Annotated in this window: 19 protein-coding genes; all 19 read right to left on the minus strand. The window is 37.6% G+C overall.

Translation table 11 applies throughout. The annotated features are described in order from the left end of the window. Window positions 1–391: 391 nt before the first annotated feature. The 19 genes from ACU1LP_RS10185 to ACU1LP_RS10275 all read right to left on the minus strand — a co-directional run bounded on the left by ACU1LP_RS10185 (window position 392) and on the right by ACU1LP_RS10275 (window position 15,212). Window positions 392–1,162 carry an SDR family NAD(P)-dependent oxidoreductase gene (locus tag ACU1LP_RS10185; protein ID WP_445732542.1) on the minus strand — a complete coding sequence of 257 codons (771 nt, stop codon included), beginning with the start codon at window positions 1,160–1,162 and terminating at the stop codon, window positions 392–394. Between the two features lie 25 nt (window positions 1,163–1,187). Next, window positions 1,188–1,694 (minus strand): nuclear transport factor 2 family protein, encoded by a 507-nt coding sequence (locus ACU1LP_RS10190; protein ID WP_445736197.1) that lies wholly within the window; start codon window positions 1,692–1,694, stop codon window positions 1,188–1,190. Window positions 1,695–1,769: 75 nt separating this feature from the next. Then, a complete protein-coding gene (locus ACU1LP_RS10195; protein WP_445736198.1) occupies window positions 1,770–2,216 on the minus strand; it encodes a nuclear transport factor 2 family protein in 447 nt (148 codons plus the stop codon). Window positions 2,217–2,321: 105 nt separating this feature from the next. Continuing rightward, the gene (locus ACU1LP_RS10200) at window positions 2,322–2,576 is read right to left on the minus strand and encodes a hypothetical protein (protein WP_445736199.1); all 255 of its coding nucleotides are present in this window, start codon (window positions 2,574–2,576) and stop codon (window positions 2,322–2,324) included. 117 nt (window positions 2,577–2,693) lie between these two features. Continuing rightward, complete coding sequence (locus ACU1LP_RS10205; protein ID WP_445736200.1) at window positions 2,694–3,548, minus strand: SDR family oxidoreductase; 855 nt, start codon at window positions 3,546–3,548, stop codon at window positions 2,694–2,696. Window positions 3,549–3,899: 351 nt separating this feature from the next. After that, entirely contained in the window at window positions 3,900–4,166 is a 267-nt protein-coding gene (locus tag ACU1LP_RS10210; RefSeq protein ID WP_445732547.1) for a hypothetical protein, read from the minus strand. 58 nt (window positions 4,167–4,224) lie between these two features. Then, window positions 4,225–4,761 carry a nuclear transport factor 2 family protein gene (locus ACU1LP_RS10215; RefSeq protein WP_445734123.1) on the minus strand — a complete coding sequence of 179 codons (537 nt, stop codon included), beginning with the start codon at window positions 4,759–4,761 and terminating at the stop codon, window positions 4,225–4,227. Window positions 4,762–4,818: 57 nt separating this feature from the next. Next, the gene (locus tag ACU1LP_RS10220) at window positions 4,819–5,700 is read right to left on the minus strand and encodes an ester cyclase (RefSeq protein WP_445734124.1); all 882 of its coding nucleotides are present in this window, start codon (window positions 5,698–5,700) and stop codon (window positions 4,819–4,821) included. A 23-nt stretch (window positions 5,701–5,723) separates the two neighbouring features. Next, a complete protein-coding gene (locus ACU1LP_RS10225; RefSeq protein ID WP_445734125.1) occupies window positions 5,724–6,242 on the minus strand; it encodes a nuclear transport factor 2 family protein in 519 nt (172 codons plus the stop codon). A 95-nt stretch (window positions 6,243–6,337) separates the two neighbouring features. Then, window positions 6,338–7,153: a sterol desaturase family protein gene (locus tag ACU1LP_RS10230; protein ID WP_445734126.1), complete on the minus strand. Its 816-nt coding sequence runs from the start codon at window positions 7,151–7,153 to the stop codon at window positions 6,338–6,340. 27 nt (window positions 7,154–7,180) lie between these two features. After that, entirely contained in the window at window positions 7,181–7,384 is a 204-nt protein-coding gene (locus tag ACU1LP_RS10235; protein WP_445734127.1) for a hypothetical protein, read from the minus strand. A gap of 56 nt (window positions 7,385–7,440) precedes the next feature. Further along, complete coding sequence (locus ACU1LP_RS10240; protein WP_445736201.1) at window positions 7,441–8,628, minus strand: DmpA family aminopeptidase; 1,188 nt, start codon at window positions 8,626–8,628, stop codon at window positions 7,441–7,443. An 84-nt stretch (window positions 8,629–8,712) separates the two neighbouring features. Then, the gene (locus ACU1LP_RS10245) at window positions 8,713–10,584 is read right to left on the minus strand and encodes a prolyl oligopeptidase family serine peptidase (protein WP_445734129.1); all 1,872 of its coding nucleotides are present in this window, start codon (window positions 10,582–10,584) and stop codon (window positions 8,713–8,715) included. Between the two features lie 114 nt (window positions 10,585–10,698). Beyond that, window positions 10,699–11,994 (minus strand): DUF418 domain-containing protein, encoded by a 1,296-nt coding sequence (locus tag ACU1LP_RS10250; RefSeq protein WP_445734130.1) that lies wholly within the window; start codon window positions 11,992–11,994, stop codon window positions 10,699–10,701. Window positions 11,995–12,043: 49 nt separating this feature from the next. Next, a complete protein-coding gene (locus ACU1LP_RS10255) occupies window positions 12,044–12,799 on the minus strand; it encodes an SDR family NAD(P)-dependent oxidoreductase (RefSeq protein WP_445736202.1) in 756 nt (251 codons plus the stop codon). Between the two features lie 58 nt (window positions 12,800–12,857). Further along, on the minus strand, window positions 12,858–13,055 hold the full coding sequence (locus ACU1LP_RS10260; protein WP_445735044.1) for a hypothetical protein: 198 nt from the start codon (window positions 13,053–13,055) through the stop codon (window positions 12,858–12,860). Window positions 13,056–13,207: 152 nt separating this feature from the next. After that, a complete protein-coding gene (locus tag ACU1LP_RS10265; protein ID WP_445732500.1) occupies window positions 13,208–13,354 on the minus strand; it encodes a hypothetical protein in 147 nt (48 codons plus the stop codon). Window positions 13,355–13,468: 114 nt separating this feature from the next. Continuing rightward, on the minus strand, window positions 13,469–14,677 hold the full coding sequence (locus ACU1LP_RS10270) for a DUF418 domain-containing protein (RefSeq protein WP_445736203.1): 1,209 nt from the start codon (window positions 14,675–14,677) through the stop codon (window positions 13,469–13,471). Window positions 14,678–14,792: 115 nt separating this feature from the next. Next, window positions 14,793–15,212, minus strand: coding sequence for a DUF1330 domain-containing protein (locus ACU1LP_RS10275; protein ID WP_445732502.1), 420 nt, complete (start codon window positions 15,210–15,212; stop codon window positions 14,793–14,795). Window positions 15,213–15,215: the final 3 nt, after the last annotated feature.

Consider the following 15,215-nt stretch of genomic DNA (forward strand, 5'->3'; position numbering starts at 1 on the left):
TACCTAACGGCACGCTGTACGTCATTTTTAATTTTTTCTACCGATATATTGTCCCTAACGGGACATTTTAAAATTTCGCCAATGGCGTATTTGATATACCTTGTTGTCTTGCCTTCTCCCTTTGCCAAAGTTACGGAGGCTCGCCATTGGGAAGGTTTTTACGGATGTTTCGAAAGAGTTTTATCAATGTTGTTTGTTTTTTAGTTGTTTGTTGTTTAGTCGGGGAATTCATTTTTTGATATTTTAAAATTTGTAATTGCCACCATGTGCTTCGCATCCGACAGTCCCATTTTTTTGGGTCTAAAGGATGCGGGTTTTTGATTTATTTTACCCTACAATTAATCTGAAACTGATAGAGCTTTATTCGATTAGATTCATTGGTTTCTAAATTCTATATCGTCAACGTAAATCCACCATCAACCGTAAGCGTCGAACCACTTATATAGCTCGATTCATCTGAACATAGAAATAGAATCGTACGAGCCATTTCCTCTGGAAGCCCTGCTCGTTGTAGATGAATTTTGGGTATAATCTCTTTGTCATAAATGTCATCACCAAGAAACGTTCTGGCTCTGTGATGCATTGGTGTGTCCGTAATACCAGGGCATAAAAGGTTGACCCTAATACCTTGTGGTGCCAATTCTGCCGAGGCACAGCTTGTTAATCCTATAAGGCCATGTTTTGATGTGACATAAGCCGAACCATAACCAAACCCAAGAAATGAATTGATGGAACCAACATTGACAATCGCACCACCATTGCCAGATGTAACCATTGCCTTGGCTTGATATTTCATGCATAGAAAGGTGCCTTTAAGGTTAATGTCCATGACCTTGTCCCAATCGTCTTCTGGTAAGTCGATGACGCTTCCAGGGACGCCTTCAATGCCTGCACTATTTACGGCGTAATCCAAGCGACCGAAGGTCTTAATGGTGTGGGCAACCATTTGCTCCACATTTTTTGAATCGGAAACATCTGTTTGGATAGCAGAGGCTTTTCCGCCATTTGCTTCAATCGAAGCGACCAAGCTATGCAGTTCCTCTTTTCGTCGTGCTGCGACTACGACGTTTGCACCTTTGGCGGCAAAGGCTTCTGCGGTCGATTTCCCGATGCCGCTGCTTGCGCCTGTGATCAATGCGACTTTGTTTTTCATGGTTTTCATAAGGAATCTTATTTTAATTATTGATTTATTCTGTTTTAGCTGGCAAACTCGTATTCCACATATTCCTGAACATTTTCCATTTGCCATCTTCCTTTTTCCAAACGTTCATATATTTTCCTTTATCAACTATGTAATCTGCACCAAAGCTCATATAATAAGTGCCTTCGTCTATCACGTAGTCTTCATTCCCATAGGTCGCTGTACTTTCCTCGCGGGCTTCTTTAATGTCATAATTCACCCATTCCATATTTATGGCTTTGATGGTAGCTTGATCTTTTATTACTTCAGAATTGGGTGGAAAAACTCTAGCATCCCTTGTGAACATGCCATTTAGTGTGGCAGTATCCCGTGTTATATGGGCGTTCATAAAGGCATTGTTGTTATCCTGGATTATTTTTTTCACTTCATTGATATCAAAAACATCGGCAGTCTCTGTATCGCTTTTTTTGGCTGCCGCAGTATTGTTGTTGCAAGCAGTGGTCAAAAAACCTGCAAGTATAATTGCCAGAAGAATTTTAGAAATTTGTTTCATTTTAGTTGTGTTTTATGGTTTATATTAAATCAAATAGGTCCTGTGTTCAATGGTGGCTGGTTTCATTCTATAATCTCAATCTTTAATTGGCGTTTCCATATAAAAAGCTTCCAGCCATTTGCCCCTTTTTTTCACATAATTGACCGATGCCCTCACTTTGGGAGCAAGTCTGGTGTTGCCACAATTGCCATCTTGAGTGGCGATATAGGTTAAAAGCACGACGTTTTTTTCTATCACAACAAACCCAAAATTGTCTATCGACACACTTTTTACATCGCAATCGGTTATGGATGCAATGACTTGTGATTTATTGCTGATGCCCTCGGAATTGATGGATAAAAATTCTTCCGAAGTGTTTGTTTGAAACCATTCGGCATTTTTATTTTTCCAAGCGTCCCAGCCTGCTTTTTCCAAAGCAATGATTTCATTTTTGAGAACCTCGCTTTTGACTGAAGTTGTTTGTCCAAATGTGTTTGTGGCCATCGTAAAAACAACTGTTAAAATCATTAATGTATTTTTCATATTGCTTTTTTTAGTGAACTTGTTTAAAGTTTTAATCTCATTGCACTTAAATATTATAAATCACAGCCATTTTTCCCACATGGAAGACTGGCTGTGATATAATTGTTATACTTTTTTAAGTACACTTGAATTTGGAACGCTAGTAACGCCCGCATTCTTCATTTTTTCCTGAAGGCGGGGGTCGCTGGTGTAAGCCTCCAAAACATCAGGCCCTGGAGCTTCAAAAATCATCGTTACGTCATTTGCGTTTTTAACTGATCTATAAAGCCCTAATTGCTTAATACCGGCTTTAGCACGATTGGGTCCATCTGCATCATAAACTACTTTCCATTGCGCGAAGTCTTTTACTTCGTGTTGCATGATTACTGTCACCGTTTTTTTAATTTAAATTGTTAATGCCTACTCTATACGGTTTTCGGCTTGCTCCGTTTTAGTTGAAAATTTAGTTTTCCATCACTTCTGTATCTTTCTTGGCATCTACCTCGCATCCAATCCAAATGTATTTTGCACGGCTTCGTACCAATCGTCATCGTTTGTAGCATTCCAATCCACCCATTGTTCATCGGTCATAGAAGCTCTCCATGCAATAAATGGTTCTGCATCTGGGCCAACGGGGTGTCTTAATTTCCAAGAATTGCTTTCCGCTATTTCCAAAATCTTTTCAGCCACAAGTGTTGGTGGTGTTGGTGTTTGGAGCGATGCTGAAAAAAGGCCTGCCAAACGTTTGGAATGTGGATAAATTGATTTTTCATCTACTGAAATATCATTTGCCATTTGTGTATTGATGATGCCAGGTTCCACGATTGCTACACGGATGTTAAAGGGTTTTACTTCACCTGCCAAGGCTTCGCTAAAAGCTTCAAGTGCAAATTTACTTGCCGCATAAGCGCCCAATGGACCGCTAGAAATATGACCAGAAACAGAGGCAAGGTTGACAATACATCCCTTTTGATTTTTACGCATTAAAGGTAAAAATGCCTTGGTGCAACGAAGCACACCAAAATAGTTGGTTTCCATAACATCCTTAAAATCTTTCATTGTCAATTCTTCAATGGATCCATGGCGTTCTATCCCAGCGTTGTTGACCAGAACATCCACCGAACCATGTTTTTGAATGATGGTGTCCATACATTGTTTTACCGAAGCGTCGGAATCGACATCCATTTTAAGGATGGAAATGTCCAAGGATTCGTTTTTAATGGTTTGCTTGAAATCCGATGCTTTGTCTGGATTGCGCATCGTGGCAAATACTTTATAGCCTGCGCGACCGAATACCAATGCTGTTTCAAGGCCAATGCCTTTACTTGTTCCTGTGATGAGTACTGTTTTCATATTGTTTTGGATTTAATTAATTTTGTTTATTACAAATTGGAAATACGCCAATCGGTTTTCGGCTTGCTCCGTTTTTATTGAAAATTTAATTTTATATGACCTTCTGCCATTTTCTTTGTGCCTATCTTGCGTTCAATCCAAAATCCGGCTCAACCGACTTATACTACCAATGCCTTTGCTTGTTCCTGTAATTAATACTGTTCTCATATTCTTAAGCCCAGTGTTAACATTCTTTATTTAGTGTTCATTGCGATGCCGCATGGTCGAAATCTTATTCTTGGCCGCACCTCTCCCGATGCCCTAAGAAAAGGTTCGTTAGTGGTGCGGCCAAGAATAGAAGATCTCATTTTACTAAGCTACCTGCATCGATAATATAACCGGTTCCAGCACGGTGTGTTTGTCTTTTATTGCCTGGTTCTTTGGGTCATTGATAATAGCTCCAAGCATTTCCACATCTGCATCTTCAAAAACTACAACAACGGAGTTCGGGTCGTTTGTATCTTGAAAAGTCCTGAAGCTAGATACTGCGGGAGCAAATAGTTCCACTCGGTCTTGATGGCCTTTAAGCCATACATCAAAGTTTCCTACTTTGTGTCTTCCTACGATTGTTTTTTTCATGTCTGTTATATTTATTTTATTATGCCTACTCTAGTCGGTTTTCGGCTTACCCCGTTTTTTAATCCTTTTCCATAAGAACGGCTGGTGGAGGTGTGTCTTTTGACCATGTACCTTGCCAACTTGTGTATTTCCAGGTGCCGTTGTCCTTGACAAAAATGGCAGTGTATAAAAATTCTGCAACATAGGTGCCGTCAAAAAACGCTTGGGACCGTCCGTTAAGAATGCCAACATTGCCATAAATTCTTGTTTTTTGGTCGTAGAATTTAAAGCTTGCCTTTTCAAGCATCTTTAGTCTATCCGTATCTGCAAGGAGCTCATCCTTATTTTGTGTTACGCCATCTGCATTAATCGTAAAGTAGTCATCGGAAACATCTGTCTTAAAATAGTCCGTTGCGTTTGTGAACGTTGTATTTTCAAACATTTTGGAAAATGCAGCATCAAGTTCTTTCTCTAAAACTTCGGAATCATTGGCATCAGCAATAATAGCACTGTCAGTATTTTCGCCAGCATCTTTAGAAGCGGTAGTGTTGTTGCAACCTAAAGTCACTAATCCAACACTAATCATCGTTAGTAATAGAATAGAAAGTCTTTTCATTTTGTTTGTGTTTAGTTTAAAAGTCAACTTCATTTATAAAGCTGGCTTATGATTATTTTATTTTTTCTCTGCATCAGCCAATTTCTTGGTATCAACATATTGCTGAAATGCTGTTATTTTGCCATCTTTAAGCGTCCAAAGATGCGCGACTTGTGCGTCAATTTTTTTACCTGTTGCTTTTACGGTAGCGTCATAACGCAAGGTGGCAAGCACTTGGTTATTGTTCATTTCGTGAAGTTCGATATTCTTCAATTTAAAACCATCATACATCGCACCAAGACGAACGAAAACACCATTTAGAACGGCATCTGGACCTATGTATGGATTGCCAACAGCAAGTGAATTGCTTTCGGCTTCGTTCCACACGATTTTTGGATCCATCATGCCGAGAACGGTAGGAATATCTCCTGTGGCGAATGCGTTGTACAAACCATCAATAATGCTGACGTTTTCTGGGTTTGAAGTCAATCCCAACTGTTGCATCATGACTGAATTATCTATGAAATCCTGCTCTTGGGCTATACGTCCATCTTTCATTAGAACTAATGTGACGCCGTCGATATCCACCACGTTTCCTGTGGGTGGAATGCCGAAGAAATCGCCTGTGTGTTTCCCCGTAAAGTTCCAATGCTTGACGATTTTGTTGCCTTGCCCAAACACATCTTTTACAGTGAATTTCACATCAGAAAATCCAACCATGAAGGTTTTGTAATAGGCCTTAAAATCTGCAATGCCAACAATATTTCCGGTAGCGTTGATCTGTACGACGTTCGGGTCGAAATTTTTATCGTTGATGAGGTCAATCTGTCCTTTGTTAACGATGTTGTCCCAAACCTGTTCGTACATTTTCAGGTCTTTTTCAATGTTGCTTTTTTGGGCAAAAACTGTTGTGATGCTTAAAAAAGCGATGGCTAAAATTAATGTGTGTGTTGTTTTCATGTGTTTATATTTATTGTTTTAGATTATAATTGTATAGGTGTTGAGTTTGATTCATGGGCATATATGATTGACCATACCTCATTTTCTTTTTTGAAAAGCATGCTTCCCACATACGATTCGGTTTTCAGTTTATCACCTGTTTTGAATTCCATTTTGTTTTTTCCGAACCAAGTACAGAGCACCAGGTCTTTTGCTAAAAACCGATACTCTTTTTTGACGGTCGAAAATTCAAGGGAACGCAGTTGTTCGAAGGCTTCCGAGTTTACCGTTTTCATTTCCTGATAGTTATACGATGAACCATCAGGATTGATGAGCATAAAATCATCCGAATTTGAATAGGCTTTCATGGCTTCATCGATATTGAGATTCTTTGCACCTTGGACAATGCCGTCGATGCGTGAAGAGATTTCTTTTTTGGCTTGTTCTTTTTCTTGAGGCGTCAATTCTGAATGTTCCGTTTTTGCTTGTTCTTTACAGCTGATGCAAATAACTACCAATGCAAATGACAAGGTTGCCAATCTCAAAAATTTTGTTGTTTTCATTTTTTGACTATTTTATTTTAAAAGATCCATACGTGCCAGATAACTTCTTTCAATACTGTTGCTTATTTTCCCAATAGTTTTTTCCAAGCATTTTGTTAGGGCTTGTCATTCATATTGCGGTCAATTTTTATAAATGGACTTATAAGCAAATACCAAAACGTTTGTTTTTTATCAGTATCAAATTCCTTTAATCCATAACAAATGTTTTTTACCGGTAGATGTTTATAGGTTCCGAATAATTTGTCCCAAAAAATAAAAATATCGGCAAAATTCGAATCCGTATAAAATTGGTCCTGTTCATGGTGCACTTTGTGGATGTTTGGTGTTATGAACACTTTGCCAAAAATTTTATCTGTCCAATCCGGTAATTGAATGTTGGAATGTTGCGCTATCAGGAAAGGCAAGATCACAATGAAATAGACCCCTAAAATGGACAGGTCAAGACCAAAAATAAGGCTCGCCACAACACTCGAAGTGCCAAATATCAAAACTTCCAAGGGGTGCCCCCGAAAAAATGTCGAGGTATCCATTGTGGTGTCACTGTGGTGCACACGGTGTAATCGCCATAACAGCGGTGACCTATGGGCCAGACGATGGAACCAATACGAAGTAAGATCTAGAAACATGACGCCAATAATGACTTTGAGCCACAGTGGTATTTCAATCCAATACAAGAGACCTATATGATTTACGGACGACCACGAAATGATGCCCACTTGAACAATGGCAAAAGCAAGGTTGGCGAAGAAAAAGGCAATCATGAAAAGGAAATTGTTGAAAAAGTGATGTAAGCGCCTATCAAATTTGAAAGGGGTGCCAAGTAGGTATTCAAGACTGTAAAATAAGGCGATCAAAAAAACGATAATGTAATTGCCGTCAATTGAATTAATAAAATCGATTATGTTTTCCATGATGTTTTGGTTAATGGTTTTTTTCTGTTATCTATTTAATTTGGAAATTTGTACAATCCGATTATTGATAATACCCACATTTTTGATGGCATCCAATTTTGTTTCTGGGTCCATAACACTTCCGCCAGAAAGCACGACATCGTAAATGATGGGTGCTTGTGCGAAAGCCAGCATTGAAAATAGATTTATCAAAATGATACATAGAAGTGTGGTTTGTTTTAGTTTTTTCATTTTGGAATTTGTTTATTGATTTAGAAAAAGCATAATGAGTGGGTTCAACGAAACCATCATTTTATCCGATTGTATTTTTTCAGGGTTTCAATCAGTAAATCGTGTGGTAAAGCATAGGCTGTATTTCCGTTAATTCCCACCATAGTTTCAGCTGCGACCATTGCATTGATAATCGCTTCCTCAACTGCTTGAACGGTTGCTTCAAAAACAGGCATTAATTGGTCATTCGACATTGATTCAACGGTTGTGGTTTCATCTCGATTAAAGGCATTTTCATTTGCAGTTGAGAAAGCTAAAAAAATATCTCCAGAGCCGTTACTTCCCCGGCCGCCTACAATACCAACTCCTAAAGGAATTCTTTGAGCGATTCTTTTTAATTGATGAGGCAAAAGCGGTACGTCTGTTGCTATAATTACTATAATTGAACCATCTCCTTCTTGTCTCCTTGATTTTGGTGGCGCATTAAACTCGTAATTTAAAGTGTCTTTTAATTCAATTCCGACCGGAACACCAGCGATTGATAAGTTTCTTTTGGCTCCAAAATTAGATTGAACAATGGCTCCAACGGTATAGGTTGAATCTTTAATTTTAAATACTCTTGAAGAGGTTCCTGTTCCGCCTTTAAAGCCCAAACACATCATTCCAGTTCCGCCACCAACATTGCCTTCTGCAATCTTTCCGCCCGACGAATTTTTTATGGCTTCCAATACATTTTCTTCTTTGACGTGAAAACCATATATGTCATTAAGGAAACCATCATAAGTTTCAGCCACTACTGGATAGGTGTACCACCAATCTTCGCCGCTATACCAATCCGTATCTACATACCACTTCAATACGGCGTCTCGAACAACTCCAACACTATTGGTATTGGTTATCATAATCGGTGTTTCTAAAAATCCAGATTCGGTAACCCAAGTTGTACCTGTCATTTCTCCATTTCCATTAAGACTGTACCAATTGGCATAAACAGGACTGAATTTTTTGGCTTTTCCTCTCGGAAATATTGCAGTAACTCCAGTTCTTGTAGGCCCTTTGCCAAAAATATTTTCTCCTTCTCCAGAAATTATAGTGCTATATCCTACTTCAACTCCTTTAACATCCGTAATCGCATTGAATTCTCCTGATGTACCAATAAATGGAACTCCCAAATCTCTTGCTCTTGGTTTTTGGGCCAAAAGCTGCATTGAAAATAGATGTATCAAAATGATACATAGAAGTGTGGTTTGGTTTAGTTTTTTCATTTTGGAATTTGTTTAAAAAATGTTGCTTTTTACAATTTGTATTTCTTTTGAATGAAAATATCTGTTCATTAATTAAAATAGATTTTACTTTTTATCCATCAGGTTTTGTTTAAAAAAATCAATCGTTCGTTGTATCCAATCAATCCTGTTTGTTCGTCTGTAAAAACCATGTCCTTCGTTAGGGTAAACAATATATTCGACGGGTTTGTGATTGGATTTTAAACTATCGACAATCATATCGCTGGACCATTTTGGGACATTATTATCATTTGCTCCTTGAAAAACGAGTATCGGCACTTTAATTTTACTTATAAAATTTATGGGTGAGCGATCTACAAAAAGTAGTGAGTCTGTCGTGGGATTTCCCATTTCTCCCTCATACCACAAACCCCATCGGTCTTTGCCAAAATTATAATCGGCAATAAGATCAACCATACCATAAGCAGGAGCAGCGGCAGCATACAAATCAGGGTCTTTTGTCACTGCGATATAAGTCATATAACCGCCATAACTGCCACCTGTAACGCCTATTTTGTTTTTATCAATTAAGCCCTGTTTTATAAAATGTTCCAGTACGGCTCTAATATCTTTTAGGTCGCCACCGCCCCAATCCCTGTTGTTCATATCTTCAAATACTTTTCCGTAACCAACAGAACCCCGATAATTTATATTGAAAACCACAAATCCGGCTTGGGTCAATGACTGTGTCATGGTATCAAATATGTCTTGGTCTTGCATTGATGGACCACCATGGACTATTACTACGGCTGGCAGCAATTTTTCTGAAACACCTTTTGGTTTATATAGAAATCCTTCAATTGTTGTGTTATCGAAACTTTGAATTTTAAAGGATTCTGCTGCACTTAATCTCGCAGGTTGAATATCAGGGGGAAGTGAATTAGTAAGTTGTTGAATTTCATTTGTTTTTAAATCAAGCAAATAAATGGCTTCTGGGTGCGTTGCATCTTGTTTTGAAAACAACATTTTTGTTCCTTCCTCATGTATGTTTATTCCCGAAATGTTTCCGCTTGGAGGTAAAACTTCCTCAACTTTGGATTGTGGATTTTGCATGTGATAAATACCTGTTTTCCCACTTACATTTTTTGTAAAATAGATACCAGAATTTTTATTCCAAACCGCTTCCATAACATCCCAATCGCCAGGACCAAAACTTTTAACTTCATAGCTTGTGGCATCGATTAAAGTGAGTTGGTCAAAACCTTTGTCGTTTTTTGTAAGACATAAAATATTTTTATCATCAGGAGAAAAAGTGATGGGTCTGAAGATGTTGTTTTTATCAGCGGGTTTTATAGTGTCCGTTTTTTTATTTTCCAAATCAAAAAGCAATAAGTCACCACTTTGATCATCACTCGTTATTAGTGCTGTGATTTTCTTTCCGTTTTTAGACCATATTGGATGAAGCACCCGAATATTGCTTTTGTTGATTTGTTGAAATTCGGCTGTACTTATATCATAAATAAAAATTTGTGGCCTAAACGGAATTTCAGAATCGATTTCCATAGTAATTTTAGTTCCATCAGAGGATATGCTATATCCTTTTTCAGCCATTTTAGGCATGTTCGTCAAATTTGTTATTTCTCCACTTTTAATATCATATTTATACATATCAAAGCGTTCATCGCCGCCATAATCCACTGCAAATACAGCAAAAGAACCATCTGGGGCAATTTGTAAATCGCTGATTTTTTGTTTCAATTTGGTTATTTGTCGCGGTTCTCCGGATTTGGATAATTGCCATAATTCCAAATTTCCCGAAGCATCATTTATATAAAGAATATCTTCACTGTTAGGAATGAATTTAGGTGCAAGATTTCTTTGGATTTGTGAAAGTTGTTCTACAGTGTAGGGTTCAGGGTTTTTATTGCAGGAAATAAAAATAGTGCAGCCAAGTAAAATATAAATGGTTGTTTTAATTGTTAAAGATTGATTTTTCATTTTTTTATTCATTTTTTGTTAATGATCCACTCCGAAAACTTATTTATTGACAAAATGCAGTAAACGGGTATCATATAAATAGCATGTTAAGTATTTTTTTCATTATCCAGTCAATTATTTTCTAAACGGATGTTTTTTCTGATAGCTAAGGTTTCTCCATATCCATTCCAAGGGTCCAAATTGATAATACTTCAACCAAATTGGGCTTATGATCATTTGGAATAGCCATATAGAAAATACAACATACAAAAGTTCATATCTTTGTAGTGTCCCAAACAACCCGAAACCGGCACCTGTAAAAATAAATAGGGCAAATACGGAATGCATGACATAGTTGGTCAATGCCATTTTGCCCACGGCTGAAAGACTCTTCTTTAACCAGTTTAAAATAGGCAGTTTACTAAATAACATGATGAGCCCAACATGCCCCATGGCTACTGGCGTTCTTCCTAATTCATAGGTTATATGTGATTTTGAAAACCCTAGCAAAGAAAAGTTGCTATTTATAATGAGTTGTGTTTCATAATAGTTAACACTTAAACCTATGCCATAGCCCAAAACGACCAATATGCCATAAAACTTATACGATTTTTCTGCTGAAAGGATGTTTAATTTAAAAAGAGCAATACCTAAAAGCATCATACTTAAAACGTCCCACAGGTCATATCTATATGGGAAGTGTTCATTTTCATGCTGATTAATTGGAGCAAGAAATGAAACCACACTAAAATAGTCTTGACGCATATTGGCATTATATTCGGCAATAGCTTCCGGAGACCTTTCCCATATTCTGTTTTGCCATTTTTCATCAGCGTCTTTAAGTTCTTTTGATAAAGGTTTTCCCATAGACTTGTAGCTTTGTGCGAGTTCGGCTTGTTCTACAAATTTTTTGTCATTTTTATAATCATAATAGCCCCATAGGGAACCTATTGAAAACAAAATTAGTATGATGAACATTAACTTTTTCGGCGACATTTTTCTGAAAGAATATACCAAAAAACCCATTAATGCATAGTTGTATAAAATTTCGCCCGTCCACAACAACAAATAGCCATGGATCAAACCGAAAACCAATAACCAAGTCAGTCGTCTGAAATAGATGTTTGCAGCTTCTATGCCTGCTCCTTTTTTTTCGAGTCGGTCCAGAAGAATAAACATACCAACGCCAAATAAGAGCGAAAACAATGCCCTCATGGTGCCTTCAAAAAGCATGTTGGTCGTTATCCATGTAGCTAAATTCCAACACGTTGAACCACCACTAACCGTAGGGTCTTCATAGGCGCCTGCAAGTCCCATGCCGTTAATGTTCATTAATAAAATACCGAGCAACACGATGCCTCGCATGATGTCAAGTGATTGGATTCTGTCAGAGAGTTTTAGGGCAGAAAATGCGTTGTTTGTTGTTTCCATTTTTGATTTTAGTTTGATTTTTTAAATATTTGGCTTGTCTTATGGGTTGTTATAAATTCGATTTGTGTTGTCCGCCATCAACGGCTATGCAGGTTCCCGTAACCCAACTGGCAGCTGGCGAAACCAAAAATGCAGCAACATTGCCTATTTCATCGGGTGTGCCCATTCTTCCTGACGGAATGGTGCCCAGCATTTTATCATAAAAGGGGCGATCATGGGTTTTGGCCATTTCCCAAAGTCCACCTTTAAATTCCACTGAACCTGGGGCAATGGTGTTTACTCGAATGTTTTTTGGAGCCAATTGTGCTGCCAAGGTTTTTGAATAACTGATAAGTGCTGCCTTGGCAGCTGCATAAGCCGGCGGCGAACCTGCTTCAAGTCCGGAAACGGATGAAATGAATAAAATAATTCCATTTCCGGCTTCCATCATCCAAGGAATAACCTTTCTGGTGGCTTTTACGCTACCCAATAAATCAATGTTAATGGATGCCTCCCAGTCTTTATAGTCATCACCGAGACTTAAAGCGGAGACGTTATTGACCAAAATATCAATTTTTCCAAATTTGGTTTTGGCAGCATCAAGAAAAGCCTCTAATGCTTTGCTGTCGCCAATATCACAACATTGCGCAAAAACTTTTACACCTTTTTTAATGAGTTCCTTTTCAGTAGCTCGAAGTGCTTCTTCACCGCGAGCACAAATTGCTACATTCACACCTTCGGCTGCAAGTTTCAGTGCAATGCTTCTTCCTATGCCTTTACTCGCTCCGGTTATTATTGCGGTTTTTCCTTTTAGTTGTAAGTCCATAATTTTTTAAATTTATTGTTTACTATAACAGGTGCTGCTGTAGTTTTGTGAGCATATATTAATTTCCATAAGCCAATTGGTCGCTGTAATATGCGAATTCAGATATTATCTTTCCTTTTTCATCAAAAGTATCGATGAAATGTATCGGCATTGATATCTCTTTCTGGTCGGATTGACGGATTAAATGAAATACCCACCAAGAATATACTTCACGAGTGTCCTTATTGTATTTCAAATAAAGAGAAGGACGTTGCATGACCATACTTACAATTTTAAACTGCTGGTGGAACAATTTTCTGTATTTTTCTGCTTGCTCTTTTGAAAAAACAGTTCCCGGCTCATCATTTACACTTGCAAACGTGGCGTCATCCCTATAGTAACCAAAAGCGGTATCGAAGTCGTTTTGCTCTATCGCTTTATCATTTTATATTCGGTATCGATGTTTTTATGACTATTGTAAACAGTACCGTTTTTTTGACTGGATTCATTTTGGGCAAATACGGTTGTGATGGATACAAAAGTGAGTACGCTTAATAAGGTTGTTTTGGTTTTCATTTTTTCCATTTTTTAAAGAAAGATTTCCTCGCTGGTTGTTTTTATGTTTATTATTTTATTTGAGTACTTGATCCGAAATTTTTTGTGCAAAATTGTTAGCGGCCCTTTAGTTGTTCAATCCACTGGTAATTCATTAACATTATTATTGGCTTTCGATATTTTAATCGATTGCCAAGTCCTATTTGTTCCGCTTCGCCAGAGCCACTCTAATGGACCGAACTTATATTTATTAAACCACCATTTGCTAAAAAGTATTTGTACTAGAAAGAATAACAATCCAAGTCCCAAGGCTGCTGTTCCTGATAATTTGAGCAATAAGCCTAATCCATAACCGTAAAAAATGAAAATACCAAAAGCAGATTGCAACACATAGGTGGTAAGCCCCATTTTACCTACCGGAATCAATTGTTTTACAATTTTTTGTGTGCTTACAGATTTATAAAGCAGAAGCACCAAACCGATATAAAGCAGCGGAATAAAAATGTTAGTGAGATCTTTAGTAATGGCACCGAAATAACGCAGCAGTTCAGAATTGGATGGTGTTGAAACATAGAAATTAATTAACATTAATGGAATCCCGATCAAGGCAGATACAGCAATCAATTTGAGAAGTGGAATTTTATCCAGGTTCTCGTGCCATTTTTTTCGTCCTACCCAAAGTCCCAAAAGAAATAAACCCGGAACTACCCAAAGCCTTCCGCTAAATTTTAGGTAGTTGTACTTGTTGATAAACCCGATGGTACTATTTGAAACAAGTAATTTTTTGTACTCCCCATTCAGTATCAAATCATAATAGCTCATGGCCAGTTCTACAGGGTTTGGATGCATTGAAGTGGGTACGCTTGCCTGAACCGCTGGCTGAATTAGTGCAATGGTTTTGATTAAAATAGTTGGGCCATTGATTGCAAAGAATAAGCCAACGACCAAGATGAGCTTTGTTGACATTTTTCTAAATGGAATTAAAGCCATACCAAAAACCGCATAAACAGTTAAAAAATCCCCGCGGTAATGGATATGATGGATATATCCAATAAGGAAAAGCAGCACCAAACGCCATGCAAACTTGTGCGGTCCAAAACCCTTTTTTCGGTCTAATATCAAATAAAAACTTAGGCCGAAAAGCATAGAGAAAATCGCATAGAATTTACCTACAAATAAGTTTTGAACAACGATCCTGGAAAAGGTATCTATTGGAAATAAAATATTGAAACCAGCATATTGAGGCGGTGTGAAGCTTGCCAAATAACCTTCGAACATGTGTGTCATTATAATGCCGAATAAGGCAAAACCCCTTAAAGCATCTATTTCCTCAATTCGTTTCATTTTTAAATAAGTTTAATTTTCTTGTCAATTTTTACCAACTCCAACTGTTTTGTGCATGGGAAACATAGCTTGTAAAAAAGATTTGCTTCCAACATCTTTATCATTGGAATTTAATTCAATCTGTCAAATTTTCTTTGACTATTACCGATTTGGTCGAAGCTGATTTTTTTCTTAATTCAGCCACTTTTAAGTATTCTTCAGAGTTTAAGAATTTTTGAAGTGCCTCCATGGAGTTCCATTCCAAAATTATCAATCTGTTCGGATTCCAATTTCCTTCGCCAGGAATAACTTTTTTATCAGGGGCCTTGTCAAAAGCCATTCCCCCTGAACGAACTAAATATGTTCCGCCATATTTTTTTATTATTGGTTCCACTTTTATTCTGTACTGTTCGTACATAATTGTGTCATTGACAGTAATGTCAAGTACCACAAAAATTTTCGGTGGTAACGTATCTTTAGATTTCCCTGTTTGTGCTTGGATAGACATCGCACATAGAAATAAAATGGCTATCAAATACGTTATTTTGTTTTTCATTGT

The sequence above is a fragment of the Mariniflexile sp. genome, from assembly GCF_052728615.1.

Coding starts and splice junctions, on each gene's coding strand:
- ACU1LP_RS10185 (WP_445732542.1), bottom strand. CDS start 1,162: ATGAAAACCATGAAAAACAAAGTCGCATTGATCACAGGCGCAAGCAGC.
- ACU1LP_RS10190 (WP_445736197.1), bottom strand. CDS start 1,694: ATGAAACAAATTTCTAAAATTCTTCTGGCAATTATACTTGCAGGTTTT.
- ACU1LP_RS10195 (WP_445736198.1), bottom strand. CDS start 2,216: ATGAAAAATACATTAATGATTTTAACAGTTGTTTTTACGATGGCCACA.
- ACU1LP_RS10200 (WP_445736199.1), bottom strand. CDS start 2,576: ATGCAACACGAAGTAAAAGACTTCGCGCAATGGAAAGTAGTTTATGAT.
- ACU1LP_RS10205 (WP_445736200.1), bottom strand. CDS start 3,548: ATGAAAACAGTACTCATCACAGGAACAAGTAAAGGCATTGGCCTTGAA.
- ACU1LP_RS10210 (WP_445732547.1), bottom strand. CDS start 4,166: ATGAAAAAAACAATCGTAGGAAGACACAAAGTAGGAAACTTTGATGTA.
- ACU1LP_RS10215 (WP_445734123.1), bottom strand. CDS start 4,761: ATGAAAAGACTTTCTATTCTATTACTAACGATGATTAGTGTTGGATTA.
- ACU1LP_RS10220 (WP_445734124.1), bottom strand. CDS start 5,700: ATGAAAACAACACACACATTAATTTTAGCCATCGCTTTTTTAAGCATC.
- ACU1LP_RS10225 (WP_445734125.1), bottom strand. CDS start 6,242: ATGAAAACAACAAAATTTTTGAGATTGGCAACCTTGTCATTTGCATTG.
- ACU1LP_RS10230 (WP_445734126.1), bottom strand. CDS start 7,153: ATGGAAAACATAATCGATTTTATTAATTCAATTGACGGCAATTACATT.
- ACU1LP_RS10235 (WP_445734127.1), bottom strand. CDS start 7,384: ATGAAAAAACTAAAACAAACCACACTTCTATGTATCATTTTGATAAAT.
- ACU1LP_RS10240 (WP_445736201.1), bottom strand. CDS start 8,628: ATGAAAAAACTAAACCAAACCACACTTCTATGTATCATTTTGATACAT.
- ACU1LP_RS10245 (WP_445734129.1), bottom strand. CDS start 10,584: ATGAAAAATCAATCTTTAACAATTAAAACAACCATTTATATTTTACTT.
- ACU1LP_RS10250 (WP_445734130.1), bottom strand. CDS start 11,994: ATGGAAACAACAAACAACGCATTTTCTGCCCTAAAACTCTCTGACAGA.
- ACU1LP_RS10255 (WP_445736202.1), bottom strand. CDS start 12,799: ATGGACTTACAACTAAAAGGAAAAACCGCAATAATAACCGGAGCGAGT.
- ACU1LP_RS10260 (WP_445735044.1), bottom strand. CDS start 13,055: ATGCAACGTCCTTCTCTTTATTTGAAATACAATAAGGACACTCGTGAA.
- ACU1LP_RS10265 (WP_445732500.1), bottom strand. CDS start 13,354: ATGAAAACCAAAACAACCTTATTAAGCGTACTCACTTTTGTATCCATC.
- ACU1LP_RS10270 (WP_445736203.1), bottom strand. CDS start 14,677: ATGAAACGAATTGAGGAAATAGATGCTTTAAGGGGTTTTGCCTTATTC.
- ACU1LP_RS10275 (WP_445732502.1), bottom strand. CDS start 15,212: ATGAAAAACAAAATAACGTATTTGATAGCCATTTTATTTCTATGTGCG.